The sequence below is a fragment of the Xanthomonas sp. F1 genome (assembly GCF_014199855.1).
Map to the genome: position 1 here is coordinate 141174 of NZ_JACHOK010000007.1, position 25128 is coordinate 166301.

Sequence of the window (25128 nt, forward strand, 5' to 3'; positions counted from 1 at the left end):
CATGGTTGGCCGGCTTGCTGCTGGCGGGCATCGGGGGATGGAACGCATCGGCACAACAGGCCGCAACCACCGGCGCGGCAGCGCGGCCGGCCGCGCATGCCGGGGTGCCGTCACCGGCGCCGGCAGCAGGACAGGCAGCGGATGCCACGTCGGCGGAACAGGCACGGCTGATGGCGCAAGGACGCCAGGTCGACCAGCTCAAGCAGACGATGGAATCGCAGATCCAGGAACTGGGCAACAGCGGCTCCTCGTCGGGCGGCGGCGGCGTCGCGCTGGCCGGCGACAGGAAGCCGTCGGTCGCCCCGTTGATCCAGCCGTCGCAAAGCATCTATGCCGGTGAGGCAGTGGTGCGGCGGGTACCCGGGGCACTGCGCCGTATCGCGGTCGGCGACGGCGAAGTGCTGAGCGTCTTCTCGGTTGGCAAGTCCGAGCTGGTCATGATCGGCACCAAGCCCGGCGAGACCAACGTCCACCTGTGGATGGCCGATGGCAGCCAGCGCGACGTCAACGTAACGGTGGGTGGCAGCAAGTCCGAAGGTGCGGCCGAGACCGTGCGCGAACTGCTGGGCAATACGCCCGGCGTCACCGTGCGGGCCATCGGCTCCAATGTGGTGATCTCGGGCAACGACATCGACGCCGCCACCACGGCGAAGATCCAGGCGTTGCAGAAGATCTATCCGCAGGTGTTGAACTTCGCCGGCGCCGACCCGGTGGGCATGCGGCCGATGGTGCAGATGGACGTGTCCATCATGGAGTTCAACAAGAACGCCGTGGAGGATCTCGGCATCCGCTGGGACAGCACCATCGATGGTCCGATCGGCGGCCTGATCCGCGACGTGACCACGAACAATTACTTCCGCGTGCTGCCGCAGAACAACCAGACCTTCCAGGACATCAAGGACCAGTTGCCCACCAAGCTGCCCGGGCCGCAGGGCTATTTCGGCATCGCCACCACGATCGCCTCGAAGATCAACCTGCTGATGAGCCGCGGCAAGGCCTGGGTGCTGGCGCAGCCCAAGCTGAGCGCCAAGAGCGGCAGCAACGCGACCTTCCTGGTCGGCGGCGAGGTACCGATCGTGGTGCCGTCGATCCTCGGCCAGACCCAGATCGAGTACAAGGAATACGGCATCCGCCTCAACATCAATCCGTCGGTCAACTCGTCCAATCAGGTCAATACCTCGATCATGGCCGAGGTCAGCCGGATCGATCCGTCGGTGTCGGTGCAGGGCGTGCCCGGTTTCCTGACGCGGCGTGTCGAGACCGAACTGAACGTCAATGCCGGCCAGACCATCGTCATCTCCGGCCTGCTCGATCGTGAAGCCTCCAAAGCGGTGGACAAGATGCCGCTGCTGGGCGACATCCCGATCCTGGGCAAGCTGTTCCGCTCCGATGGCTTCCGTGGCAACAAGACCGAACTGGTGATCTTCGTGACCCCGCGCATCGTCAGACCGACCTCGCCGGAGAACCTGCAGGACCTGCAGCGTGCCCAGGGGATCGAGAAGGAACTGCAGGACGAAATCAGTCCCCGCCAAGACAAGTTGATCAAGTAACCCACCCCACGGAGCGCAAGGTTCACCGCCATGTTCACAGTGCTGATCAATACGCCAGGAGGCGATACGCGGCAAGTCAAATGCATGCACCGCGAGTGCGGCATCGGCCGCGCCGATGCCAACCTGGTGATGCTGCAGGGCTGGAACATCGCCGGCAAGCACGCCACCCTGCTGCGCGAGGACGAAGGCGTGTTCATCCTGCCGCTGGGCGGGCGCGAGCCGATCACGCTCAACGGCAAGGTGGTGCTGGCCAAGCAGGGGCCGATCGACGGCAAGGACGAGATCCGCATTGGCCAGTACCTGCTGAAGGTCAGCGGCGACGATGCGCGCATCGCCCGGCAGACGCCCGCCGCCAACGACGGTGCAGCGGTCAGGACCGAGGCCGCGGCACCCGCCACCAACGCAGCGCCTGATCGCCAGCCATCTGCGCCTACCGCGACGGACATGGTGGTGGCCGGGCCGCCTCCGTCGGACATCGCCACCTGGCGCACCAAGCTGCACATGGCGCTGGTGCGGCAGATGGACCTGCGGCGCATGGACGTGCGCAGCATGGACGACAGCGCGCTGCGCGACAGCACCATCAACCTGATCGACGACATCCTCAAGCGCGAGTTCAGCGATCTGCCCGCGGACATCAGTCCGCGTCGGCTGGCCAAGCAGGTGCTGGACGAGGCGATCGGGCTGGGACCGCTGGAGGACCTGATCGACGATCCGACCGTCACCGAAATCATGGTCAATTCGCATGACGACATCTTCATCGAGCGTGCCGGCCGCATCCAGAAGTCCGAGGTGGTGTTCTCCAACGAACGCGCCTGCCTGGCGGCGATCGAGCGCATCGTCACCCCGCTGGGGCGGCGCATCGACGAAAGCTCGCCGCTGGTCGACGCACGCCTGAAGGATGGCTCGCGCGTCAACGCGGTGATTCCGCCGGTGGCCCTGCGCGGACCCAGCATCAGCATCCGCAAGTTCGCCACGCGTCGGTTGATGGGCGAGGACCTGCTCAAGTTCGGCTCGCTGAACCAGCCGATGCTGGACTTCCTGATCATGGCCGTACGCGAGCGCCGCAACGTCGTGGTGTCCGGTGGTACCGGCTCGGGCAAGACCACGCTGCTGAACATCCTGTCGAACTTCATCCCGGACGGCGACCGCGTGGTCACCATCGAGGACGCGGCGGAACTGAAGCTGGTGCAGCCCAACCTGGTGGCGCTGGAAGCCCGCCCCCCCAACATGGAGGGCAAGGGCCAGATCACCATCCGCGACCTGGTCAAGAACGCACTGCGCATGCGCCCGGATCGCATCGTCGTCGGCGAGTGCCGTGGCGGCGAATGTCTGGACATGCTGCAGGCGATGAACACCGGTCACGAAGGTTCGCTGACCACCGCGCATGCCAACAATCCGCGCGAGACGCTGTCGCGCCTGGAAGTGATGGTGATGATGGCCGGCATGGAGCTGCCGATGACGGTGGTGCGCGAGCAGATCGCGTCGGCGGTCAACCTGATCGTGCACCAACGACGTTATCCCTGCGGCTCGCGCAAGGTCAGCCACATCACCGCGATCACCGGCATCGAAAGCGGCACGATCCAGATGCAGGACCTGTTCCTGTTCAAGCCCACCACCTACCACGGTCCCGACGGCAAGGTCGCCGGCAACTTCGTGGCCACCGGCGCGGTGCCCGAGTTCTACGAGGAACTCGCCGAGCGTGGCGTGTCGGTGGACCTGGGCATCTTCCGCAACCAGGGAAGCGCGCGCTGATGAGCCTGTGGCTGATCGCCCTGCTGGTGTTTGCCGGGACCGTGATGGCGTTCCTGCTGATCGCGCGTTCCAGCGAGCAGTTCCTGAAGCGCTATCGCGAAAGCTTCATGGACCAGGCCCGCATGAACCTGGCGGACATGTTCCTGTTCCTGGATCCGGCCCAGGTCTACATGATCAGCGCCGTGGTGATGGTGATCATCCCGCTGCTGGTCTGGATGCTCACCGGCAGCCTGGTCATCGCGGTACTGATCGGCATCTTCCTGATCTTCGCGCCGCGCAAGATCTATGCCTTCCTGCGCAAGCGCCGGCTGGAGAAGATCCAGGAGCAGCTGCCCGACGCGCTGCAGATGCTGTCAAGCAGCTTGCGCGCCGGCGTCGGCTTCGCGCCGGCGATGGAAGTGCTGGTTCACGATGGCCAGCCGCCACTCGCGCAGGAACTGGCGCTGGTCTTGCGCGAACAGCACATGGGGCTTCGCGCCGAAGAGGCGATGGAGAACTTCAGCAAGCGCGTGCCCATCACCGATGCCGAGCTGTTCGTCTCGGCGGTGAATATTTCGCGCGAGGTCGGCGGCAACCTGGCGGAGACCCTGGCAACCCTGGCCGAGACGCTGCGCCGGCGCCTGACCATGGAGAAGAAGGTGAAGTCGCTGACCGCGCAGGGCCGCCTGCAAGGCATCGTCATGGCGATGCTGCCGGTGTTCCTGATCGGCTACCTCAGCCTGATGTACAGCGAAACCATGCAGCCGATGTTCCACAGCTGGCACGGCTGGGTGGTGATCACCATCTGCCTGGTCATGGAATACCTTGGCTACCGTCTCTGCAAGAAGATCATGACGATCGACGTATGACCTGGATGCTCGCCCTCATCGCGCTTCTGGCTGCCGGCGCCGTCGCGCTGGTGGTGATCGGCACACGCGGGGTGATCCGCGAAGTCGAACTGGAAGACCGTACCTACTACGACCCGCTGCCGCGGCTGATGCAGTTGATGTGGCCGCTGGTGACGGTGCTGACCCGGCGCATCGCGCCACGCCTGAGCGTGGCGCAACTGGAACAGACCCACCGCCAGCTGCAGGCGGCCGGCCAGGACTACACGCTGACGCCCGAAGAGTTCTATGGCTTGCGCATGGCCAGCGCGCTGGTGGTGATCGCCTTCTTCCTGCTGTGCACCGGCATGCTCGGCCACCTGGGCATCGGCTCGGGCCTGATGTGCCTGCTGTTCGGCGGTGTGCTCGGCTGGTTGTATCCCGCGCTGTGGCTGGGCGAACGGCGCAAGGCGCGGCAGAAGACCGTCGTGCGCGACCTGCCGGTCTATCTGGATTTCATCACCATGTCGGTCGAGGCCGGCCTGAACGTCACCGGCGGCATCGAGCAGGCGGTGGCAAAGGGACCGGCAGGCGCACTGTCGCAGGAGTTCTCGCGCATGCTGCGCGACCTTCGTGCCGGCCTGCCCCGCGCCGAGGCGCTGCGGCGCATGGCCGAGCGCATGGACATCGCGCAGATCACCAGCTTCACCAGTGCGCTGATCCAGGCCGACAAGGTCGGCGCCAACCTCAGCGACACCTTGCGTGCGCAGGCCAACCAGCGCCGTGAGGAACGCTTCCTGCGCGCCGAGAAGCTGGCACTGGAAGCACCGGTGAAGATGATGCTGCCGCTGGTGATGTTCTTCTTTCCGCTGATCTTCCTGTTCCTGGGTTACTTCATCTACTTGAAGATGCTGCAGGAGGGCATCCTGTGAAGCGTGGATGCATCGAGCGTAGCGCCGGTACCGCGATTCCGCAGGTGTGGGCGGCGGACACATGGTGGTCGCGCGCGCGCGGGCTGCTGGCGCGCCCGGCACTGGCCACGGATGGTTCGGAGGCCCTGCTGATCCGCCCCTGCGCCAGCGTGCATACCATCGGCATGGGCTACCCGCTGGATCTGGTGTTCCTTGACCATGACGATGTCGTGCTGGAGTGGCGCGAGAACGTCAGGCCGTATCGCGCGGCGCTTTGCCGGCGCGCCGCGGCCACCATCGAATTCCACGGCGGTGCACTGGACCGCCTGCAACCGCAACGCGGCGAACACTGGCGCTGGCGCGCCACCGCGCCAGCGCCTTCCTCTCCGGGAGCCCGGTCATGAAAGCACACGTCCGCACACTGCGCAGCCGCTCGTCGATGCGCGGCCAATCCATGGTGGAACTGGTGATCATCACGCCGGTGCTGCTGTTCCTGTTGCTTGCCGTCATCCAGGCGGTGCTGCTGTATCGCATGAAGTCCACGCTCGACTACGCCGCGCTGATGGCGGCGCGCGCGGGTGCGGTCAGCGGGGTGGACCGCATGGAAATGCGCAAAGGCTTTGCCAAGGGCATGATGCCGCTGTATGCGCACGACACCGGCCAGGCCGCGGTCGAGGTGGCGTACGCCAAGGCGTTCGCCGACCTCACCCTGCACGGCCGCATCACGGTCATCAATCCCACGCGAGCCGCCTGGAGCAACTTCCGCGAACGCCAGTACAACGGCCAGTACGCCTTGCCGAACGACACGCTCGCCTACCGCAGCGACGCGGTCGGCAGCAGCGGCGTCAATGTCCAGGACGCCAACATCCTCAAGATCAAGGTGGTCTACGACGCGCCGCTGGTCGTCCCCTTCGTCGGCTGGGTGCTGGGCGGCAAATCCCAGTACCTGAAAGCAGGCACGTTCGAAGCTTCTCCGCTGCAGCCGCTCACCGGGCGCCTGCCCATCGAGAGCTATGCCATCGTGCGCATGCAGTCGCCGATCTACACGCAGGGCAACCTGGACAAGTGATGCCTCGTCTGACGCTGCTGGCCTGCGTTGTGCTGCTGTGTCAGATGATTGCCGGCTCGGCGCGTGCCGAGGACGTCGCGTTCTCCGGCGTTGCGCAGGTCAGCACCAACGAGCTCGGCGGTCTGAGCCGGATCAAGCCACGCGGCGCTTCGCAGGCGGCGACGGTGTTCTTTCGCGACGGCGCGCTTCGCATCCAGTTCCAGGATGCGAGCGGCGCGCCGTATGCGCTGATCCTGGCGAAGGATGCGCCGACCGGCTGGATCGTCGGCCAGCAAGGTGGGGCCATGCCCGTTCCCGGCATGCGCTGGCCACTACGCTTCAATCCGGAACAGCCTTGCGCCGGTCTGGGCATGTTTGCCGACTGCCAGCGTGGCGACAGCGGCCTGCGCGCGGGCCGACCCGCGGTGCAGTGGCGGTACCGCCTGGTCAACCCGGACGGCCCTGGCAGGACCCGGCAAGGCACGATGTGGCTGGACCGGGAGACCGGCCTGGTGCTCGCCTATCGCGGCAAGACCGGGCTGGAACAGCAACAGCAATGGGACATCCAACGCGTCGACTACGGCCCGCAGCCGGACGCGTTGTTCCAGCCGCCCGACCTCGCGCACTGATCCGACGTTCTCTGCGACCCAAGCGCGCATCGCCATCGTTGGTCGACGCAGGTTCATGGTGATGCAGCAAGATCGGCCGATCGCACCGTTACACTAGTTTGGTTCGTCCCCCGACAAGGAGTATCTCTGTGAAAAGAGCAGTAGCGGCGACGTTGGCCCTGGCCGTCATCGCAAGTCTGAGCGCCTGCAAGAAGCATGAGCAGCCCGCGCATCCCGACGATCAGGCGACGGCCCCCGCGGCGACCGCCAGCGGCGCGCAGGAGGCTCCCGCGCCGCAGTCCTCCGCCAGTACGGCGTTCGACCCGGCCAGCCTGCCGGTGTCCGACGTCCCGCTGGGAGACTTTCCCTACATCGCACTGCCCACCGGCTATGTCACCGGCAGCACGGCGGACGTCGCCGACTTCGACCAGGTGCCGTTCTGGACCGGCGATCGCCTCCAGCCGGTCGAGGGCAAGATCTGGTCGGCGCACATCGACGCAGCGCAGGGCAAGACCTTCTCCGACCTGGAACTGTCACGCAACATCGAGGCGGTGGTCACCGCGCTCGGCGGCAAGAAAATCTTCGACGGTCGGATTCCCGAGGCGGCCACGCAGAAGATCAAGGAATGGCCGCGCGATGTCGCCACCAAGTACAACAGCGGCCTGGGCGATGTCTGGAACAACCCGGCACAGGTGTTCGTGGTGCACCGCGCCGATCGCGATATCTGGATCCACCTGTGCAGCTACCAGTTCGGCGGCGGCCTGCTGATCGCCGAGACCAAGCCGCTGCAGGTCACCGCCAGCCTGCTGCCGGCCAGCGAACTGAAGACGCAGATCGACAAGACCGGCAAGGTGGCGCTGCACGTCAACTTCGCCACCGACAAGACCGACATCCTGCCCGACTCGCAGCCGCAGATCGCCCAGGTCGTGCAGCTGCTCAAGCAGGATGCTGCGTTGAAGCTGGCCGTCAACGGCTACACCGACGGCACCGGCGATGCCGCGCACAACAAGACACTGTCGGAAGGACGGGCCAAGGCGGTGGTCGCCGCACTGGTCGCGCAGGGCATCGATACGGCGCGGCTGAGCGCGGCCGGCTTCGGCGATGCCGACCCGGTGGCGGACAATGCGACCGAGCAAGGCAAGTCGCAGAACCGCCGCGTCGAATTGGTGAAGAAGAGCTGAGCCGCACGGGGCGCGGCTGCGTGCGGCCGCGCCCCGCTGCATGCAGGCTCCGGTGGTGCGGCGCAACGGCATCGCCGGTTGCGTCGCACCGCCTCACGCACGCTCGTGTTGCCGGCCTGCGTCCCAGCGTCGGACGCGTTCTCCCCCATGATTAGCCACGTCTCATGCGTATCCTGATTCTCGGTGCCGGCGCGACCGGCGGTTACTTCGGCGGACGCCTGGCGCAGGCCGGCGTCGATGTCAGCTTTCTGGTGCGACCGGCGCGTGCCGCGCGCCTGCAACGCGATGGCCTGCGTATTCGTAGTCCACGCGGCGATGCCGCAATCGTGGTGAGCACGCTCACCGCCGAAACGCTGCCCGGCGCGGCACAGGCGCGGCCGTTCGATCTGGTGCTGCTGAGCTGCAAGGCCTACGACCTGGACAGCGCGCTGGAGGCAGTGGCGCCAGCGGTGCACGACGGCACCGGCGTGTTGCCGATCCTCAACGGCCTGCGCCACTACCGGGCACTGGATGCGCGCTTCGGTGCGGAACGGGTGATCGGCGGGCTGTGCTTCATCAGCGCCGTGCTCGACGCCGATGGCGCGATCCAGCACCTGGCCAAGCCGGCCTCGCTGACCTTCGGCGAGCGCGACGGGCGCGGCGCCGACAGCGCACGCGTGCGCGCCCTGGCCGACGCGTGCACGCAGGCCGAGGTGGATCATCTGGCCGCGCCGCGGATCGCGCAGGAGCAATGGATCAAGTACACCTTCCTCACCGCCCTGGCGGCGGGCACCTGCCTGATGCGTGCGCCGATCGGGCGCATCGTCGCCAGCGACGATGGCGTGGCGCTGGTGCGCGGCCTGTATGCCGAATGCACGGCGGTGGCCGCGGCTGCCGGCGAGCCGGTGCCCGAGGCCGCGCAAGCAAGCGCGCTGCAATTGCTGACCCAGCCCGGCTCGCCGATGAAGGCGTCGATGCTGCGCGACCTGGAAGCCGGGCAGCAGGTGGAAGCGCAGCAGATCGTCGGCGACATGCTCGCCCGCGCCCGTACCGCCGGGCACGCCGCGCCGCTGCTGATGGCCGCGTACTGCCACCTGCAGGCGTACCAGGCCGGTCTGCCCGCGCGCTAATACCTGCCGCACCGGCGGCGCGGTGCGCTCCCTTCCCGCGCACCTGCCAAGGACCGGTACGCGCCACAGACATTGGTGCCTCCCTGCCCCAAGCGCCTGCGCATCTTCGCGCGCCGCTGACGCGCCTGGCGCCTATGCTCGCCCACCACACAGGGGGCAGCGACGGACACGCGCATGGAAAAACTGTTCCGCGGCGGGCATTTCCTCATCATCGTGCTGTTCCTGCTGTGCGCAGCCGGGCTGGTCTGCATGGCGGTGCTGGAGCTGTGGCACGGCCTGACGCCGGGTGGCGAACTGGTGGTGCGCGACCGCTTCAACGTGGTGCTGGAAGCGATCGGGCTGCTCACCGTGGCGCTGGTGACCCTGGAACTGGGCCAGACCATCTATGAAGAAGAGGTGCAGCGCGACGTCAAGGTCAGCGGACCGACCCGCGTGCGCCGCTACCTGTCGCGGTTCTTCGTGGTCATCGTCATTGCCCTGGCGATCGAGACCCTGGTGTCGATCTTCGAACTGATGCACGACGACCCGGCCAAGCTGCCCTACGCCGCCGCGGTCGGCCTGTGCGCAGCGATGCTGCTGATCGCCTGGGGCGTGTTCGTCAAGCTCAACCGCAGCGCCGAGGAGCTGGAACCGGAGGCCATGGCCGAGGCCAAGCGCGAGGATGCGCAGGTCGATTGAGGCGGGAGGGCGCCACCCGGGCAGGGCTGCTCACGTTACCCACGTAGGAGCGGCTTCAGCCGCGACGAATGAAGCCAAACGCCGACTGACACCGTCATGCGTCGGGACTGAAGTCCCTCCCACAAGAAAATGCCGACCCACTCCGTCCAGGATCTCCAACGGCGCATCGGCCAGCAGGGTCGCGCAAAGGATCGGCATGGTCGCCGGGCCATCAGCCGCGCCCGGGTGACCGGTCGCGGCTGAAGCCGCTCCTACAAAAGACGCATACAGCCAAGCGCGCTTCTACGAATTCCCAATCCCCACTCACGAGTCACCAATCACGAAACCCGCCGCATCGGCGTTCTCAGGCCGGTATCGGCAAGCGGAAGAATGTCCGCGCGGCAGCGGTGCTGGCGGCGGCGACCGTCGCCACGTCCTCGCCACGGTCGCGCGCCAGCTCCTCGACGATGTGCGCAAGAAATGCCGGCTCGTTGCGGCGGTCCTTCGGCGTCGGCTTGAGCGTACGCGGCAGCAGGTACGGCGCATCGGTCTCGATCATCAACCGCTCGGCGGGAATATGCTTCACCAGCTCACGCAGGTGCGCGCCGCGGCGTTCGTCGCACAACCAGCCGGTGATGCCGATGTACCAGTCGCGGTCCAGATAGTCGAACAGTTCTTCGCGACTGCCGGTGAAGCAGTGCACGACCGCCGGGCCGAGCTTGCCGTCGAACTGACGCATCAGCGCCATGAAGTCGAGATGGGCGTCGCGTTGGTGCAGGAACAGCGGCTTGCCGGTGTCCACCGCTAGTTGCAGTTGCCGCTCGAAGGCGCGGTGCTGCGCCGGTCGCGGCGAGAAGTCGCGGAAGTAGTCCAGGCCGCACTCGCCCACCGCCACCACTTCGGCATGCGCCTGCAGCGCGCGCAATTCGGCGTCGCATTCGGCGGTGTACTCCACGGCATGGTGCGGATGCACGCCGGCGGTGGCGTACAGCAGCCCCGGGTGCTGCTGTGCCAGTTGCAGCGCCAATGGCGAGTGCTCGCGGCTGGCGCCGGTGACCACCAGTTGCGCGACGCCGGCAGCGCGGGCGCGCTCCAGTACCGCGTCGCGGTCGCGATCGAAGGACTCGTGGGTGAGATTGGCGCCGATGTCGATCAGGGTCATGCGGTTGCGCGGGAATCTGCCGGGAAGCGGCTGATTGTACGGGCCGTGCGCCCACCGCCGCTCTACAGCGGCGCGGCGGCCCCGTATCCTTGCGCGATGACGTCCGCCGTGTTTCCGATCGACCCGCTGCTGCCGCAACTCCGCGACAGCCTCGCCGCCCATCCGCGCCTGGTGCTGGAAGCCCCGCCCGGCGCCGGCAAGACCACCCAGGTGCCGCCGGCGCTGCTCGACGCACCCTGGCTGCAGGGACGGCGCATCGTGATGCTGGAGCCGCGCCGGGTCGCCGCGCGCAGCGCCGCCACCTTCATGGCCCGGCAGCGCGGCGAAGCACCGGGCGAGACCGTGGGCTACCGCATCCGCTTCGAGAACAAGATGTCCGCGCGCACCCGCATCGAAGTGGTCACCGAAGGTATCCTGACCCGCATGCTGCAGGACGACCCGATGCTCGACGGCGTCGGCGCGCTGCTGTTCGACGAGTTCCACGAGCGCCACCTGGCCGCGGACCTGGGCCTGGCGCTGGCCCTGGACGTGCAGGCGCAGGTGCGCGAGGACCTGCGCATCGTGGTGATGTCGGCCACGCTGGACGGCGAGCGCCTGGCACAGTTTCTCGACGCGCCGCGGCTGTCCAGCGCCGGGCGCAGCTTCCCGGTGGAGATCGCGCACTTCCCGGCGCGGCGCGAGGAGTCGCTGGAAGCGCAGGCACGGCGCGCGGTCGAACACGCGCTGCAGCAGCATCCGGGCGACGTACTGGTGTTCCTGCCCGGACAGCGCGAGATCGGGCGGGTGCAGGCGGCGCTGGAGGCGGCGGGAGTTGGGGGTGGATCGGGTACGGGTTCGGGCGTGTCTTCCACAGGCACAGGCTCGGGCACTTCTCCAGTTGGCACCGCCTCTGGCGCACCCTCATCCGGCGCTGCGCGCCACCTTCTCCCGGGGGGAGAAGGAGGAGGCGTCGAGGTCCTGCCGCTGCATGGCGAGTTGCCGGTGGAGCAGCAGAGCAAAGTGCTGCAGCCCGATCCGCACGGGCGGCGGCGCGTGGTGCTGGCGACCAACGTCGCCGAGTCCTCGGTGACGCTGCCCGGGGTGCGGGTGGTGATCGATGCCGGGCTGGCACGCGAGCCGCACTACGACCCCAACAGTGGCTTCTCGCGGCTGGACGTCACCGCCATCGCCCAGGCATCTGCCGACCAACGCGCCGGCCGCGCCGGCCGTGTCGCCAGTGGTTGGGCCTATCGGCTGTGGCCGCAGTCGCAACGCCTGGAGGCGCAGCGCCGCGCCGAGATCCTGCAGGTGGAGCTGGCCGGGCTGGCGCTGGAACTGGCGGCCTGGGGCAGCGATGGGCTGCGCTTCGTCGATCCACCGCCGGCCGGCGCGCTGGCCGCTGCCCGCGAACTGCTGCAGCGACTGGGCGCGCTCGGCGCGAACTGCACCCTCACCGCCAGCGGCCGGCGCATGCTCGCGCTGGGCACGCATCCGCGGCTGGCGGCGATGTTGCTGGCCGCCGGCGATGCGCGCGCGCAGGCACTGGCCTGCGACCTCGCCGCGCTGATCGAGGCGCGCGATCCGCTGCGCCAGGGCGGCGATGCGCTGGCCGCGCGCTGGCGCGCACTGGCCGCATTCCGCCGCGGCCGGGTACCGCAGGAGGCCAACCGCGGCGCGCTGGCCGCGATCGATGCGGCGGCCAAACAGTGGCGGCGGCGCCTGCGCAGCGACGCCGCAGCGCCGGACAGCGTGGAGGCGCACGAACTCGGCGATCTGCTCGCCCACGCCTTCCCCGACCGCATCGGCACCCGCCATCCCAGCGATCCGCTGCGCTACCAGTTGGCGAACGGCCGCAGCGTGCGCCTGTTCGAGCACAGCGACCTGCGTGGCGAGCCCTGGCTGGTCGCCACCGAACTGCGCCACGAGGCCAAGGACGCACTGCTGCTGCGCGCCGCGCCGGTGGACGAGACCTACCTGCGCGCGCAGTTCCCGCAGCGCTTCGCGCAGGAAGACGTGGTGCGCTGGGACCCGGAACGGCGCGCGCTGAGCGCGCTGCGCGAGACCCGCTTCGATCGCATCGTGCTCGACAGCCGCCCCGCCGGCCGGGTGGCGCCGGCGCAGGCGGCCGCGGCACTGACCGAGGCGGTACGCGAACTGGGAGTGCAGGCGTTGCCCTGGAGCGAGGGCCTGTCGCAATGGCGCGCGCGGGTGGCGGGACTGCGCCAGTGGATGCCGGAACTGGACCTGCCGGACCTGGGCGATGCCGCGCTGCTGGACAGCCTCGACGACTGGCTGCGCCCGGCCTTCGCCGGCAAGACCCGGCTCGATGCGCTGAGCGAGGACGAGCTGGGCGAGGCGCTGAAGGCGCGGCTGCCGTGGGACCGCCGCCAGGCCATCGACCGCCACGCACCGGTGCGCATCGCGGTGCCCTCGGGCATGGAGCGGCGCGTCGACTACAGCCTGGACCACACCGGCCAGCCGCAGCCGCCGGTGCTGGCGGTCAAGCTGCAGGAACTGTTCGGCCTGGCCGACACCCCCCGCATCGCCGACGGCCGCGTGCCGTTGCTGCTGCACCTGCTCTCGCCCGGCGGGCGACCGCTGCAGGTCACCCAGGACCTGCGCAATTTCTGGTCGAACACCTATCCCGAAGTGAAGAAGGAAATGAAGGGCCGCTACCCGCGCCACCCCTGGCCGGACGATCCCTGGACCGCCACCGCCAGCCACCGCGCCAAGCCGCGCGGTACCTAGGCCGTCATCGATCGCCTGGCATGCTGGTCCGTGATTGCGCGGGTTTGCGCCAACGAGGCGGGGAGGACACGGACGCCAGCGCAGGCAGAGCGACGCCGTGGCCATGGGCGCGTGCCACCTTGCGGGCCCGGCAGGCACACGGCCGGCACCACGCGGCTCCACCCGGCAGCCAGTCGGGTGCTGTGCCACGCACGACCGGCGGCGCGCGCGGAAGGCGCACCCGGTGGATTCAGGGGGGATGACGCGCCCAGGCACACGCCCCGCATTCAGCCGGCAGACGAATCCGCGGCGCTGCGCTAACGCCCCGTATACGGTAGGCGGGCGACACTGCAGCCCTTCATTCCTGCCAGTAGGGGACGCCCATGAGCAAGTTGACCATCATCACCGATCGCGCCCTGGATCTCGCCAGCCACGCCGGCGACAGCCTCAAGCACTTCGGCCCGCAGGCGAACAAGTGGTTGCAGTCGGGCAAGGCGGTGGGCGCGCTCAAGGCGGGCGCCGCGCTGGGTGCGGTGAAGACCGGCAGCAAGGTCGCGCGCACCGCGGTGCGTCGCAATCCGGCCGTGGCCATCGCCGCCGCTGCGGTGGGTGTCGGCCTGCTCGGCTACGCCATCTACCGCAAGCGCCAGCGCGACAAGGGCGCGCCGATCGAAGGCAACGCGCAGCGCATCGAAGCCGCCAACAAGCGCGGCAACGTCGGCGCGCGCCGCAGTGCTGCCAGCACGCGTGGCACGCGCCGCAATGCCGCAGCGCAGGACGCCACCGAAGAGTGAGATTTGCGCACTGCCGCTGACGGCAGCCGCAGCATGAAACGCAGCGACCGGGAGACATCCCGGTCGCTTTTTTTTTATGGGTTCGCCGCGACCAGAGAGCATCGGTAACGCCTCGGTCGCGGCTGAAGCCGCTCCTACGCATGGATCGGCGCCTCACGCACTACAGCGCGCGCCACGCGCCCGGCGCCAACCCGTCCAGCCGGTGCGCGCCCATCGCCGCACGCACCAGGCGCAGGGTCGGCAATCCGACCGCGGCGGTCATCCGCCGCACCTGGCGGTTGCGGCCTTCGCGCAACACCACCTGCAACCATGCATCGGGCACGCTCTTGCGGAAGCGCACCGGCGGATCGCGCGGCCACAGCGATGGCGCCACGTCCAGCAACGTCACCTCTGCCCGTGCGGTCGGGCCGTCGTTCAACAGCACGCCGTCGCGCAGGCGCTGCAACTGCTCCGGTTGCGGTGCGCCTTCCACCTGCACCCAATAGGTCTTGGGCTGCTTGTGCCGCGGATCGGTGAGCCGGTGCGCCAGCGCGCCGTCGTCGGTCAGCAGCAGCAGGCCCTCGCTGTCGTAATCCAGGCGTCCGGCCGCGTACACGTCGGCCGGCAGGCCGAACTCGGCCAGGGTGCGCCGCGGCGGCGTGCTGCGGTCGGTGAACTGGCACAGCACGTTGAAGGGCTTGTTGAAGGCGATCAGCATCGGCGGGAACGGCAGCACACCTGCGCCGCACGGCGCGGCGCAGGCATTGTCCCATGCGCTCGCGCCGCTCCGCCCGCGCGCCGGTCAGCGCTTGACGAACTTCAGGGTCATGCGGTCGCTCTCGCCGATCGCCTGGTACTTGGCGTCGTCGGCGGCGTCGTGCTGGTTGCTCGGCGGCAGCGTCCACACGCCGCCCGGATAGTCCTTGGTATCGCGCGGGTTGGCGTTGAGCTCGCTCTTGCCGGCCAGCTTGAAGCCGGCCGCCTCGGCCATGGCGATCACCTGCGCCTGGCCGACATAACCGCTCTTGTCGTCGGCCGGCACGTCGGCCTTGGCGCGGTGCTCGACCACGCCGAGCACGCCGCCGGGCTTGAGCACCTGGTAGAAGCCCTTGAACATGCCCTCGGCCTGGCCGGCCATGCGCCAGTTGTGCACGTTGCGGAAGGTCAGCACCAGGTCGGCCGAGCCGGGCGGGCCGAACACCGGCGCGTTCGGCGCATACGCCACGACGCGCGCGCGGTCGTACTGCGCCGGCGCCGCGGCGAACGTCTGCTCCAGGCCGGCGCGTGCCTTCTGCTGGTAGTCGCGGCCGCGCCCTTCCGGCACCGCCGCCGGATCGACCACCGCCGCGATGTACTGGCCACGCTCACGCAGGTACGGCGCCAAAATCTCGGAGTACCAGCCGCTGCCCGGGGTGACCTCGATCACCGTCTGGGTCGGCTTGATGCCGAAGAACGCCAGGGTCTGGCCGGGATGGCGATAGGCATCGCGGGCGACGTTGGCACGGTCGCGCCAACTGCCGTTGATCGCCGCCTGCAGCGCCGCATCCGGCGCCAGAAGCGTGGCGGTGTCGGCGGGCTTGATCGCCTGCGCCGCCGGGGCGAGCAACGCGGTGGCGACGGCCAGGGTACAGGCGCAGGCGAGCGAGGTTCGAAGCGTCATGGCAGGCATCCGCGAGAGAGGTGCCGCGAGCCTAGCACGCGGTCCCGTACCGCCGAATGTTGCGCTTCCGTTAGCGCGAATCACGTCTACAGAACGATGTTTTCTCGCGTATTTGACGGCCATCCAACCCCTGACGACTATCCTGTCGCCTCCCCCACAGTGGAACGTTTTCCATGCTGCACACGCGCGAACTCGGCCGTTCCGGCCTGCATGCGGCACCGCTGGCGTTCGGCGGCAACGTGTTCGGCTGGAGCGCCGACGCCAAGACCTCCTTCGCCCTGCTCGATGCCTTCGTCGAGGCCGGCTGCAATCTCATCGACACCGCCGACATCTATTCGGCCTGGGTGCCCGGCAACCACGGCGGCGAATCGGAAGCGCTGATCGGGCAGTGGCTCAAGCGCAGCGGCAAGCGCGACAAGGTGCTGATTGCGACCAAGGTCGGCAAGTGGGCCGAACGCCCGGGCCTGTCGGCCGACAACATCGCCGCCGCCGCGGACGACTCGCTGCAGCGCCTGCAGACCGACGTCATCGATCTGTACCAGGCGCACGAGGACGACGATTCGGTGCCGCTGGAAGCGTCGCTGGCGGCGTTCGGGCGGCTGATCGAACAGGGCAAGGTGCGCGCGATCGGCGCCTCCAACTACAGCGCCGCACGCCTGCGCGAAGCGCTGAACGTCTCCGCGCAGTACGGTCTGCCGCGCTACGAGACGCTGCAGCCGGAGTACAACCTGTACGACCGCGCCGGCTACGAGGCCGAACTGGAACCGCTGGTGCGCGAACAGGGCCTGGGCGTGCTGTGCTACTACGCACTCGCCAGCGGCTTCCTCAGCGGCAAGTACCGCCGCGCGGAAGACGCCGGCAAGAGCCAGGCACGCGGTGCCAGCGTGGTCGCGCGCTATCTCAACGCGCGCGGCCTGCGCATCCTTGCCGCGCTGGACGACATCGCCGGCAAGCATGCCGCCACGCCGACGCAGGTGGCGCTGGCCTGGCTGATGGCGCGGCCCGGCATCGTCGCGCCGATCGCCAGCGCGACCAGCCTGGAGCAACTGCAGGACCTGCTCGCCGCCGCACGGCTGCAGCTCTCCGCCGAGGACATCGCGCAATTGAATACCGCAAGTGAGGAAACCGCATGACCGCCCCCACCCAGACCACCCGCATCGTGCTCGCCTCGCGCCCGCAGGGCGCGCCGGGCACCGACAACTTCCGCACCGAACAGGCGCCGCTGGCGCCGCCCGGGCCGGGGCAGGTGCTGCTGCGCAACCGCTGGCTGTCGCTGGACCCGTACATGCGTGGGCGCATGAGCGATGCGCCCTCCTACGCGCCGCCGGTGCAACTGGGCGAGACCATGGTCGGCAGTACCGTCGCCGAGGTGCTGCAGTCGAACTCCCCCGACCATGCGCCGGGCGATCTGGTGCTGGTGCAGAACGGCGGCTGGCAGAGCCATCTGGTCGTCGATGGCAGCAGCCTGCGGCGCAAGCTCGACCCCACCTCGCCGCTGCCGCCGAGCACCGCGCTCGGCGTTTACGGCATGCCCGGCTTCACCGCCTACGCCGGCCTGCATGAGATCGGCAAGCCGCAGCCGGGCGAGACCGTCGCGGTGGCCGCGGCCACCGGCCCGGTCGGCGCCACCGTGGCGCAGATCGCCAGGTTGCGTGGGGCGAAGGTGATCGCCATCGCCGGAGGCGCGGAGAAATGCCGGTACCTGCGCGAGGAACTGGGCGTGGACGTGGCCCTGGACCACCGCGCCAAGGACTTCGCCGAACAACTGCGCGCCGCCGCGAGCGACGGCATCGACGTGTACTTCGAGAACGTCGGCGGTCACGTGTTCGATGCGGTGCTGCCGCTGCTCAACGATTTCGCGCGGGTGCCGGTGTGCGGCACCATCGCCACCTACAACGCCAACGGCGCCTTGCCGCCGGGGCCGGATCGGTTGCCTGCACTGATGGGCCAGGTGCTGCGCCAGCGCCTCACCCTGCGCGGCTTCATCGTCGGCGACTTCGTCAAGCTGTATCCGGAGTTCCTGCGCGAGATGGGCGCCTGGCTGGCCGACGGCCGCGTGCGCTATCGCGAACACGTGGTGGACGGGCTGGAGAACGCACCGCAGGCCTTCATCGACATGCTGAGCGGCGGCAACTTCGGCAAGCTGGTGGTGCGGCTGGGCGACTGAGGCGACGGGTCTGAGGCAGGGTCGTCTGTGGAAGGGGTTTCGGTACCCACCTGACACGTCCTGCTACTCGCATCGCGCCCCAATCCCGTGCGTCGCGGCTGAAGCCGCTCCCACACGTGCAGCACCGGCATTGTCGGGATGTGCATTGTGGGAGGGACTTCAGTCCCGACGCGCCGAATCCTCCAACTCGTATCGCATCCCAACCTTCGCGCGTCGCGGCTGAAGCCTCCCAGACGTGTTTGACGGCGCCGAGCGATCGACGCCCTTCGCCACGCCGCGGCATCGACGCCCGCAGGCGCAGCCACTACCATCGGACGCATCGCCGCCGCCGCCGCTTCCATGTCCGAGTCCCCGCGCCCCCCTCGCGCACGCCGCACCGCGCGTGCCGCTACCGCCCCCACCCCGCCCGAGCGCGGCCTGGCCGCGGAACTGATGCGGCGCATCGGCGAATGCGAAGGCGACCCGAACTTCATGACCTCGCTGGCGCGCGGCCTGGCCGTGCTCAGCGCCTTCGGCCAGCACAGCCGTGACGTCAGCATGGCCCAGCTCAGCGCCGACACCGGCATCCCGCGCGCGGCAGTGCGGCGCGTGCTGTACACGCTGGAGAAGCTCGGCTACGCCGGCACGCACGGCCGCGGCTACGTGCTGCTGCCGCGTGCGCTGGGGATCGGTAGCGGCTACCTGTCCACCGCCGCCCTGTCGGTCGCGGCGCAACCGGTGCTGGATGCGTTGCGCGACACCCTGCACGAGTCCTGCTCGCTGGGCGTGCTCGACGGCGACGACCTGCTGTACGTGGCGCGTGCGGAAACCGTGCGGATCATGTCGATCGGCCTGCGCGCCGGCAGCCGCCTGCCGGCCTACTGCACCTCGATGGGCCGGGTGCTGCTGGCGGCGCAACCGGGCGACACCTTGAACAGCTACCTGGAACGCAATCCGCTGCGCCCGCGCACCGAGCGCACCGTCACCGACCGTGCGCCGTTCCAGGCCCTGCTGGAACGCGTGCAGCGCGACGGCTATGCGGTGGTGGACCAGGAACTGGAAATCGGCCTGCGTTCGGTAGCGGTTCCGGTGCGCAACCGCCAGGACCGCGTGGTCGCCGCGCTCAACGTCGGCAGCTCGGTGGCGCGGATGACCCTGGGCAGCCTGCAGAGCACGGTGCTGCCGGCGCTGCGGCATGCGGCGCAGCAGTTGAGTCGGGTGCTGGACTGAGCGTCACCGACGCCGCGCCGACCCGCCGCGTCGCCCACCAGAACAGCAACGCCAGCAAGCTGACCGCCGCCCCCAGGCGACACACGCCCGCCCAGCCGGCCTGCGCGTAGGTCGCGGTCGTCGCGATCGCGCCCAGTCCGCTGCCCACCGCGTAGAACAGCATGTACAGGCCGATCAGTCGGCCATGCGCCTGCGGCCGGCGTCGCAGGATCATGCTCTGGCTGGTGACGTGCAGCGCCTGCCCGGCCAGGTCGAGCAGGACGATTCCCAGTACCAGCGCGGCGAGCGACTGCGGCAGCCACGACAACGGCCACCAGGCCAGCACCAACACCACCAGCGCCGCGGCGCTGGTGCGCTGGGCATGGCCGCGGTCAGCCCAGTGCCCGGCGCGCGCGGCGGCCAACGCACCGATCACGCCGACCAGGCCGAAAGCGCCGATGGCGAGGTGCGAAAACGCATAGGGCGGCGCGCGCAGCGGCAACACCAGCGCGCTCCAGAAGATGTTGAACGCCGCGAACATCAGCAGCGCCAGTACGCCGCGGACCTGCAGCACGGGCTCCTGCCGCAGCAGCGTCAGCATGGACATGATCAGGCGCGGATAGGACAGCGGCTGCGGCGGCACCGGCAGCGCCGGCAACCAGCGCCACAGCGGCCACGCGAGCGCCAGCATCAGTACCGCGGCGCCGGCATAGACGCCGCGCCAGCCGGCCAGTTCGCTGACCCCGCCGGCAAACAGCCGCGCCAGCAACAGGCCGATGAACACACCGCCCTGCGCCGCACCGACCACCCGCCCCTGCTCCTGCGGCACCGCGGCGCTGGCAGCGTAGGCGATCAAGCCCTGGGTCATCGCCGTGCCCAGCATGCCGACGGCGAGCATGCCGGCCAGCAACACTGGCGCCGACCGCGCCACGCTCACCACGACCAGCGCCGCGACCAGCCCAAGCACCTGCACCGCCATCAGGCGACGACGCTCCACCAGGTCGCCCAGCGGCACCAGCAACAGCAGGGCCAGCGCGCAGCCGATCTGGGCGGCGCTGACCACGCCGCCCACCGCCGCCGGGCGGATGCCGAAATCCGCGGCCAGTGCATCCAGCAGTGGCTGCGCGTAATAGACGTTGGCCACGCTCAGGCCACTGGCGACGGCGAACAGCCAGAGCAGGCGACGCGGCATGGCGGGCGCAGCGGTGACGGGTTGCATGATAGACGGCTCGCCTTATCTAGTTTCAAAACGAAACTTGTTTCAGGCTAGGTCGATAGGTTTTAAAATGCAACCACTGTCGCCGAGCGCCTTCCAGGAACGCCGATGCCGTCCCGCCCCGCCCTACCCGCTTCGCCCTGCCCGGTGGCGCGCAGCGCCGACCTGATCGGCGACCGCTGGTCGCTGCTGATCGTGCGTGACGCGTTCGATGGTGTGCGCCGCTTCGGCGACTTCCAGCGCAGCCTGGGCATGGCACGCAACATCCTGGCCGACCGGCTGCGCAAGCTGGTCGAGGCCGGCATCCTGGAGACGCGCGATGCGTCCGACGGCAGCGCCTACCGCGAGTACGCGCTGAGCGCCAAGGGCGAGGACCTGTTCGCGGTGGTGCTGGCGCTGCGGCAATGGGGCGAACGGCATCTGTTCGACCACGGCGAGCGCCATTCGGTGCTGATCGACACGCGCAGCGGCAAGCCGGTCGCGCGCATGCAGCCGCGCGCCGCCGACGGCACGCGGCTGAGCCCGGCCAGCACCGAAGTGCGCAAGGTGCGCTGAACGCGCGGTGCGCCTACGCAGCGCCCTCGGCGGCCTGCTCGGCCAGGATCGGCGCGGCCAGGGCGAAGGCATGGTTGGCCGCCGGCACGCCGCAATAGATCGCCGCCTGCAGCAGCACTTCCTTGATCTCGTCGGCGCTGACGCCGTTGTTGCGCGCGGCGCGCACGTGCAGCTTGAACTCCTCGTCGTGGCCGCGCGCGACCATCATCGCCAGGGTCAGCAGTGAGCGCGTGTGCCGCGGCAAGCCCTCGCGGGTCCACACCGTGCCCCAGGCGGTGCGGGTGATGAACTCCTGGAACTCCTCGGTGAAGGGCGTGCGCGCAGCCAGCGAGCGGTCGACGTGGGCGTCGCCGAGCACCGCGCGGCGCACCTGCAGGCCGGCGGCGTAGCGTTCGTTCTCGTGCATCGGGGCAACTCCTGAAACGTGGGGAAAAACGGGCGCGGTCTACTGCAGCAGGAAGCGCAGCAGCGCGTCGTTGAAGGCGTGCGGCGACTCCACGTTGCACAGGTGGCGGCCATGCACCTCGGCGTACTCGCCCTGCGCCACCTGTGTGGCGATCGCCTGCAACTCGGCCGGCGGACACACCGGGTCGTCGTGCCCGGCCACGGCCAGCACCGGCACGCGGATCTCGCCCAGGCGCTCGCGGAAGTCGGCCTCGGCCAGCGCCTGGCAGCAGCCGATGTAGGCCTGCGCATCGGTGGCGCGGAAACTGTCCAGGATCGCCTCGACAGCGGCCGGCTGCGCCTCGGCGAAGGCCGGGGTGAACCAGCGCGTGCGGGTGCCGTCGCACAGCGGCGCCAGGCCTTCGGCGCGGACCTGGTCGATGCGCGCCTGCCAGCTCTCGGCGCTGCCGATCCTGGCCGCAGTGGCGCACAAGGTGAGGCTGAGCAGGCGCTCGCCGGCGTGCAGGCCCAGCCACTGCCCGGTCAGCCCGCCGATCGACAAGCCGCAGAAATGGCTGCGCTCGATCGACAACGCATCCAGCAGCGCCAGCACGTCGCCGCCGAGATCGGCCATGGCGTACGGCGCCGGCGCGGCGGTGGAGGCGCCATGGCCGCGGCGGTCGTAGCGCAGCACGCGGAAATGCGGCGCCAGCGCCGCGATCTGCGCGTCCCACATGTGCAGGTCGGTGCCGAGCGAATTGCACAGGGTCAGCCACGGACGGCCTTCGCTGCCGTCGATGCGGTAATGCAGACGATGCGTGGGCAGGTCGAGGATCGGCATGGTCGGCGCTCGCTTGGAAGATGGATTGGGCCGCAACGGCATGCAACCGCGCGGCACCGGCAAGTCTAGAACGTGGCGCCGACGCTGCGGCAGACAGGTGCGGCGCGGCCGCTCACGTGCGCGCCTGCGCAGCGAGCACACGCTCGATCCACACCGTGGCCATGCCGCGCCAGCTGTCGCTGGCGAACAGCGCCTCCAGATCCGCCGGCGCCAGCACCGCGGTCACCTGCGGGTCCTCGGCCAGCACCGCGCGCAGGTGTTGCTGCGTGGCCAGTGCGCGGCGCACCGCGGTTTCCACCAGCGCGTGCGCGGCGGCTTTGCCCAGGTGGGTGGCCAAGGTCACGGCCACCGCCTCGGCGTAGAGCAGGCCGCCGTGGCTGTCCAGATGCGCGCCCATGCGCGCGCGGTCCAGTTCCAGGCCCTCGATCAGCACCCGCACCTGGGCCAGGCTGCCGGCGCTCAGGCGCACCAGTTCCGGCAGGGTCTCCCATTCGGCATGCCAGCCGCCGACCGCGCGCTCGTGTTCCTGCGGCAGCGCCGCGAACAGGGTCGCCAGCAGGCCGGGTGCGCGCGTGGCCGCGGCGATCGCGACCACGCAGCCAACCGGATTGCGCTTGTGCGGCATCGCCGAGGAGCCGCCCTTGCCCGCCGCCGCCGGTTCGAACGCCTCTGCCACTTCCGACTGCATCAGCAGGGCGACGTCGCGGCCGATCTTGCCGAGGCTGCCGGCCAGCAGCGCGAACGCAGCGCCGATCTCGCCGATGCGGTCGCGCGCCGCATGCCAGGGCAGCGCCGGCAGCGGCAGCCGCAGCTCCGCGGCCAGGGCCTCGGCCACCGCCAGGCCCTGCGACTGCAGGGCAGCCAGGGTGCCGGCGGCACCGCCGAACTGCAGCACCAGCGCGTCCTCGCGCAGCGCCTGCAGGCGCCGGCGGCTGCGCTGCAGCGCATCCAGCCAACCCGCCGCCTTCAGCCCGAAGGTCACCGGTACCGCCTGCTGCAGCAGGGTGCGCCCGGGCAGGCCGGTGTCGCGCTCGCGCTGCGCCAGCGCCGCCAGCGCTGCGCACAGGGCGTCCAGTTGCGTCTCCACCCGGTCCAGCGCGGCGCGCAGCTGCAGCACCGCGCCGCTGTCGATGATGTCCTGGCTGGTCGCGCCCCAGTGCACCCAGCGCGCGGCGTCTTCATCGGCGGCGGCGACCTGCGCGGTGAGCGCCTTGACCAGCGGGATCGCCGGATTGCCGGCCAGCGCGGTGGCGGCGGCGAGCGCGGCCACGTCGTAGCGTGCGGCATCGCAGGCCGCGGCGATCGGCGCCGCCGCGCTCTCCGGGATTACCCCGCAGCGCACCTGTGCGCGCGCCAGCGCCGCTTCCACGTCGAGCATGGCCTGCAGGCGGGCGCGATCGTCGAACAGCGCATCGACAGCCGGATCGCCGAACAGCGGACGCAGCAGGGACTCGGACACGCTCATCGGTTCGTACGCGGTGGAGGGATCACGCAGGGTAACCGCTGCGGCCTGTGCAGGATGTCTGTCGCACTCAATAGCGGAAGAACACGGTCTCGTGCTCACCCTGCATGCGCACGTCCCACTGGTAGCGATTAGGCGCCAGCGGTTGCGCAACCAGGGTGGCGCGGCGCTCGGCCGGCACCTGCGCCAGGATCGCGTCGCCGTCCAGATCGTCGTCGCCGAAGTACAGCCGCGTCGGCGCGGCGCGCAGCAGGCCGCGCATGAACACCAGCACCACCAGATGCGGCGCCTGCAGGCCCTTGGGCCCGGCGACACGGCCGGGCTTGACCGTGCGGAAGGCGAAGCGGCCCTGGGCGTCGGTGGGCACCCGGCCCCAACCATGGAAGGCCGGATCGTGCTCGCCGCGGCGCGGATCGGCGGCATGGTCGTAGATGCCGGCGGCATCGGCCTGCCAGATCTCCAGCAGCGCATCGCCGACCGGCACGCCGTGGCCATCGAACACGCTGCCGGCGATCTCCACATGGGTGCCCTGCGCCTGTTGCGGCGCGATCTCGGTGCGGTACAGCGGCTCCAGCCCGATCCGGTAGTAGGGGCCGACCGTCTGCGAAGGGGTTGCCTGGAAACTCATCGCCTCACTCCCAAGGGGTCTGCTTGCGTCCGCGCAGGACGATGTCGAAACGGTAGCCCAGCGCGAACTCGTTGGCGGTGTTCTCCCAGTCGAACGTGGAGACCATGCGCTCGCGCGCCTTGGGATCTTCCACGCAGTTGAAGATCGGGTCGAACGCCAGCAACGGATCGCCGGGGAAATACATCTGCGTGACCAGGCGCTGGCCGATGCCGTCGCCGTGCAGCGAGAAATGGATGTGCGCCGGGCGCCAGGCGTTGTAGTGATTGCGCCACGGGTACGCGCCGGGCTTGATGGTGGTGAAGCGGTAACGGCCGTGGTCGTCGGTCAGCACCTGGCCGGTGCCGGTGAAGTTGGGATCCAGCGGCGCGTCGTGCTGGTCGCCGGCATGCAGGTAGCGGCCGGCGGCGTTGCACTGCCACACCTCGACCACGCTGTTGCGCACCGGCTTGCCGTTCTCGTCGAGCAGGCGCCCGCTGACGATGATGCGCTCGCCCAGCGGCGCGCCGGGGAAGCCGGCGGTGAGATCGGCGGCATGTTGGCCCAGGGTGGTGCGGTCCAGGGTCGGGCCGGTGGCTTCGGACAGTGTCAGCGGGATCGCGATCGGATCGCGGGTCGGGCCGCGCGCGCCGGTGGAGGCGTAGGGCGGATGCAGAAAGGCCGGTTGCGTGCCCGGGTACGGGCGGCGATAGCCGAGCAGGGGATCGAGAGGGGTGTCGTCGCGCATCGTGCGGGTCTCGCTGGCTCCGCGCGGAGCCGGTTGGCTGGAA

At 69.6% G+C, this 25128-nt stretch carries 24 protein-coding genes and 2 pseudogenes; 17 read left to right on the forward strand and 9 right to left on the reverse strand.

All coding sequences use genetic code 11. The features are described from left to right. The first annotated feature begins 170 nt into the window (after nucleotides 1-170). From GGR71_RS15560 to GGR71_RS15605, 10 genes are all read left to right on the forward strand, one after another. Nucleotides 171-1550 (forward strand): type II and III secretion system protein family protein, encoded by a 1380-nt coding sequence (locus tag GGR71_RS15560; protein ID WP_160961179.1) that lies wholly within the window; start codon nucleotides 171-173, stop codon nucleotides 1548-1550. Between the two features lie 30 nt (nucleotides 1551-1580). Continuing rightward, complete coding sequence (locus GGR71_RS15565) at nucleotides 1581-3302, forward strand: ATPase, T2SS/T4P/T4SS family (protein WP_184452106.1); 1722 nt, start codon at nucleotides 1581-1583, stop codon at nucleotides 3300-3302. Beyond that, nucleotides 3302-4150, forward strand: coding sequence for a type II secretion system F family protein (locus tag GGR71_RS15570; RefSeq protein ID WP_160961182.1), 849 nt, complete (start codon nucleotides 3302-3304; stop codon nucleotides 4148-4150). The genes GGR71_RS15565 and GGR71_RS15570 overlap by 1 nt, the downstream gene beginning before the upstream one ends. Continuing rightward, nucleotides 4147-5037, forward strand: coding sequence for a type II secretion system F family protein (locus GGR71_RS15575; protein WP_160961184.1), 891 nt, complete (start codon nucleotides 4147-4149; stop codon nucleotides 5035-5037). The genes GGR71_RS15570 and GGR71_RS15575 overlap by 4 nt, the downstream gene beginning before the upstream one ends. After that, entirely contained in the window at nucleotides 5034-5420 is a 387-nt protein-coding gene (locus tag GGR71_RS15580) for a DUF192 domain-containing protein (RefSeq protein WP_160961187.1), read from the forward strand. The genes GGR71_RS15575 and GGR71_RS15580 overlap by 4 nt, the downstream gene beginning before the upstream one ends. Next, nucleotides 5417-6085 carry a TadE family protein gene (locus tag GGR71_RS15585; protein WP_160961189.1) on the forward strand — a complete coding sequence of 223 codons (669 nt, stop codon included), beginning with the start codon at nucleotides 5417-5419 and terminating at the stop codon, nucleotides 6083-6085. The genes GGR71_RS15580 and GGR71_RS15585 overlap by 4 nt, the downstream gene beginning before the upstream one ends. Beyond that, nucleotides 6085-6693, forward strand: coding sequence for a hypothetical protein (locus GGR71_RS15590; protein WP_160961192.1), 609 nt, complete (start codon nucleotides 6085-6087; stop codon nucleotides 6691-6693). Before GGR71_RS15585 ends, GGR71_RS15590 begins: the two co-directional genes overlap by 1 nt. 128 nt (nucleotides 6694-6821) lie before the next feature. Beyond that, entirely contained in the window at nucleotides 6822-7853 is a 1032-nt protein-coding gene (locus GGR71_RS15595; protein WP_343160835.1) for an OmpA family protein, read from the forward strand. A 164-nt stretch (nucleotides 7854-8017) separates the two neighbouring features. Continuing rightward, the gene (gene panE, locus GGR71_RS15600) at nucleotides 8018-8962 is read left to right on the forward strand and encodes a 2-dehydropantoate 2-reductase (RefSeq protein ID WP_160961195.1); all 945 of its coding nucleotides are present in this window, start codon (nucleotides 8018-8020) and stop codon (nucleotides 8960-8962) included. A 174-nt stretch (nucleotides 8963-9136) separates the two neighbouring features. Further along, nucleotides 9137-9640 (forward strand): hypothetical protein, encoded by a 504-nt coding sequence (locus GGR71_RS15605; protein ID WP_160961197.1) that lies wholly within the window; start codon nucleotides 9137-9139, stop codon nucleotides 9638-9640. 343 nt (nucleotides 9641-9983) lie between these two features. Here the strand turns inward: GGR71_RS15605 and GGR71_RS15610 are convergent, their stop codons facing one another. Further along, nucleotides 9984-10781, reverse strand: a complete 798-nt coding sequence (locus GGR71_RS15610) for a TatD family hydrolase (protein ID WP_160961200.1) — start codon at nucleotides 10779-10781, stop codon at nucleotides 9984-9986. A gap of 96 nt (nucleotides 10782-10877) precedes the next feature. Between GGR71_RS15610 and GGR71_RS15615 the strand changes: the two are divergent. The 3 genes and pseudogenes from GGR71_RS15615 to GGR71_RS15625 form a co-directional block, all read left to right on the forward strand. After that, nucleotides 10878-11588 (forward strand): annotated as a pseudogene (locus tag GGR71_RS15615) (DEAD/DEAH box helicase); the annotation flags it as partial. Between the two features lie 141 nt (nucleotides 11589-11729). After that, nucleotides 11730-13508, forward strand: a pseudogene (gene hrpB / locus GGR71_RS15620) (ATP-dependent helicase HrpB); the annotation flags it as partial. 362 nt (nucleotides 13509-13870) lie between these two features. Then, complete coding sequence (locus tag GGR71_RS15625) at nucleotides 13871-14281, forward strand: hypothetical protein (protein WP_160961203.1); 411 nt, start codon at nucleotides 13871-13873, stop codon at nucleotides 14279-14281. Between the two features lie 160 nt (nucleotides 14282-14441). Here the strand turns inward: GGR71_RS15625 and GGR71_RS15630 are convergent, their stop codons facing one another. Beyond that, nucleotides 14442-14978, reverse strand: coding sequence for a pseudouridine synthase (locus GGR71_RS15630; protein ID WP_160961410.1), 537 nt, complete (start codon nucleotides 14976-14978; stop codon nucleotides 14442-14444). 84 nt (nucleotides 14979-15062) lie between these two features. Then, entirely contained in the window at nucleotides 15063-15920 is an 858-nt protein-coding gene (locus tag GGR71_RS15635; protein ID WP_160961206.1) for a class I SAM-dependent methyltransferase, read from the reverse strand. Between the two features lie 173 nt (nucleotides 15921-16093). On the opposite strand from GGR71_RS15635, the gene GGR71_RS15640 reads away from it, so the two are divergent. The 3 genes from GGR71_RS15640 (at nucleotide 16094) to GGR71_RS15650 (ending at nucleotide 19296) form a co-directional block, all read left to right on the forward strand. Then, on the forward strand, nucleotides 16094-17053 hold the full coding sequence (locus GGR71_RS15640) for an aldo/keto reductase (RefSeq protein WP_160961209.1): 960 nt from the start codon (nucleotides 16094-16096) through the stop codon (nucleotides 17051-17053). Then, a complete protein-coding gene (locus tag GGR71_RS15645) occupies nucleotides 17050-18087 on the forward strand; it encodes an NADP-dependent oxidoreductase (RefSeq protein WP_160961211.1) in 1038 nt (345 codons plus the stop codon). Before GGR71_RS15640 ends, GGR71_RS15645 begins: the two co-directional genes overlap by 4 nt. Before the next feature lie 339 nt (nucleotides 18088-18426). Beyond that, nucleotides 18427-19296, forward strand: a complete 870-nt coding sequence (locus tag GGR71_RS15650) for an IclR family transcriptional regulator domain-containing protein (protein ID WP_160961214.1) — start codon at nucleotides 18427-18429, stop codon at nucleotides 19294-19296. Here GGR71_RS15650 and GGR71_RS15655 read toward each other — a convergent pair. Next, complete coding sequence (locus GGR71_RS15655) at nucleotides 19190-20494, reverse strand: MFS transporter (RefSeq protein ID WP_456362631.1); 1305 nt, start codon at nucleotides 20492-20494, stop codon at nucleotides 19190-19192. The genes GGR71_RS15650 and GGR71_RS15655 overlap by 107 nt on opposite strands. Before the next feature lie 105 nt (nucleotides 20495-20599). Between GGR71_RS15655 and GGR71_RS15660 the strand changes: the two genes are divergently transcribed. Then, entirely contained in the window at nucleotides 20600-21046 is a 447-nt protein-coding gene (locus GGR71_RS15660) for a winged helix-turn-helix transcriptional regulator (RefSeq protein WP_160961219.1), read from the forward strand. 13 nt (nucleotides 21047-21059) lie between these two features. On the opposite strand, the gene pcaC is transcribed toward GGR71_RS15660, so the two are convergent. From pcaC to pcaH, 5 genes are all read right to left on the reverse strand, one after another. After that, nucleotides 21060-21452 carry a 4-carboxymuconolactone decarboxylase gene (gene pcaC / locus GGR71_RS15665; RefSeq protein ID WP_160961222.1) on the reverse strand — a complete coding sequence of 131 codons (393 nt, stop codon included), beginning with the start codon at nucleotides 21450-21452 and terminating at the stop codon, nucleotides 21060-21062. A gap of 39 nt (nucleotides 21453-21491) precedes the next feature. Then, nucleotides 21492-22271: a 3-oxoadipate enol-lactonase gene (gene pcaD, locus GGR71_RS15670; protein WP_160961225.1), complete on the reverse strand. Its 780-nt coding sequence runs from the start codon at nucleotides 22269-22271 to the stop codon at nucleotides 21492-21494. A gap of 112 nt (nucleotides 22272-22383) precedes the next feature. Continuing rightward, nucleotides 22384-23736, reverse strand: coding sequence for a 3-carboxy-cis,cis-muconate cycloisomerase (locus GGR71_RS15675; RefSeq protein WP_160961228.1), 1353 nt, complete (start codon nucleotides 23734-23736; stop codon nucleotides 22384-22386). 67 nt (nucleotides 23737-23803) lie between these two features. Beyond that, entirely contained in the window at nucleotides 23804-24361 is a 558-nt protein-coding gene (gene pcaG, locus GGR71_RS15680) for a protocatechuate 3,4-dioxygenase subunit alpha (RefSeq protein WP_160961231.1), read from the reverse strand. A gap of 4 nt (nucleotides 24362-24365) precedes the next feature. Further along, nucleotides 24366-25085 carry a protocatechuate 3,4-dioxygenase subunit beta gene (pcaH, locus tag GGR71_RS15685; RefSeq protein ID WP_160961234.1) on the reverse strand — a complete coding sequence of 240 codons (720 nt, stop codon included), beginning with the start codon at nucleotides 25083-25085 and terminating at the stop codon, nucleotides 24366-24368. Nucleotides 25086-25128: the final 43 nt, after the last annotated feature.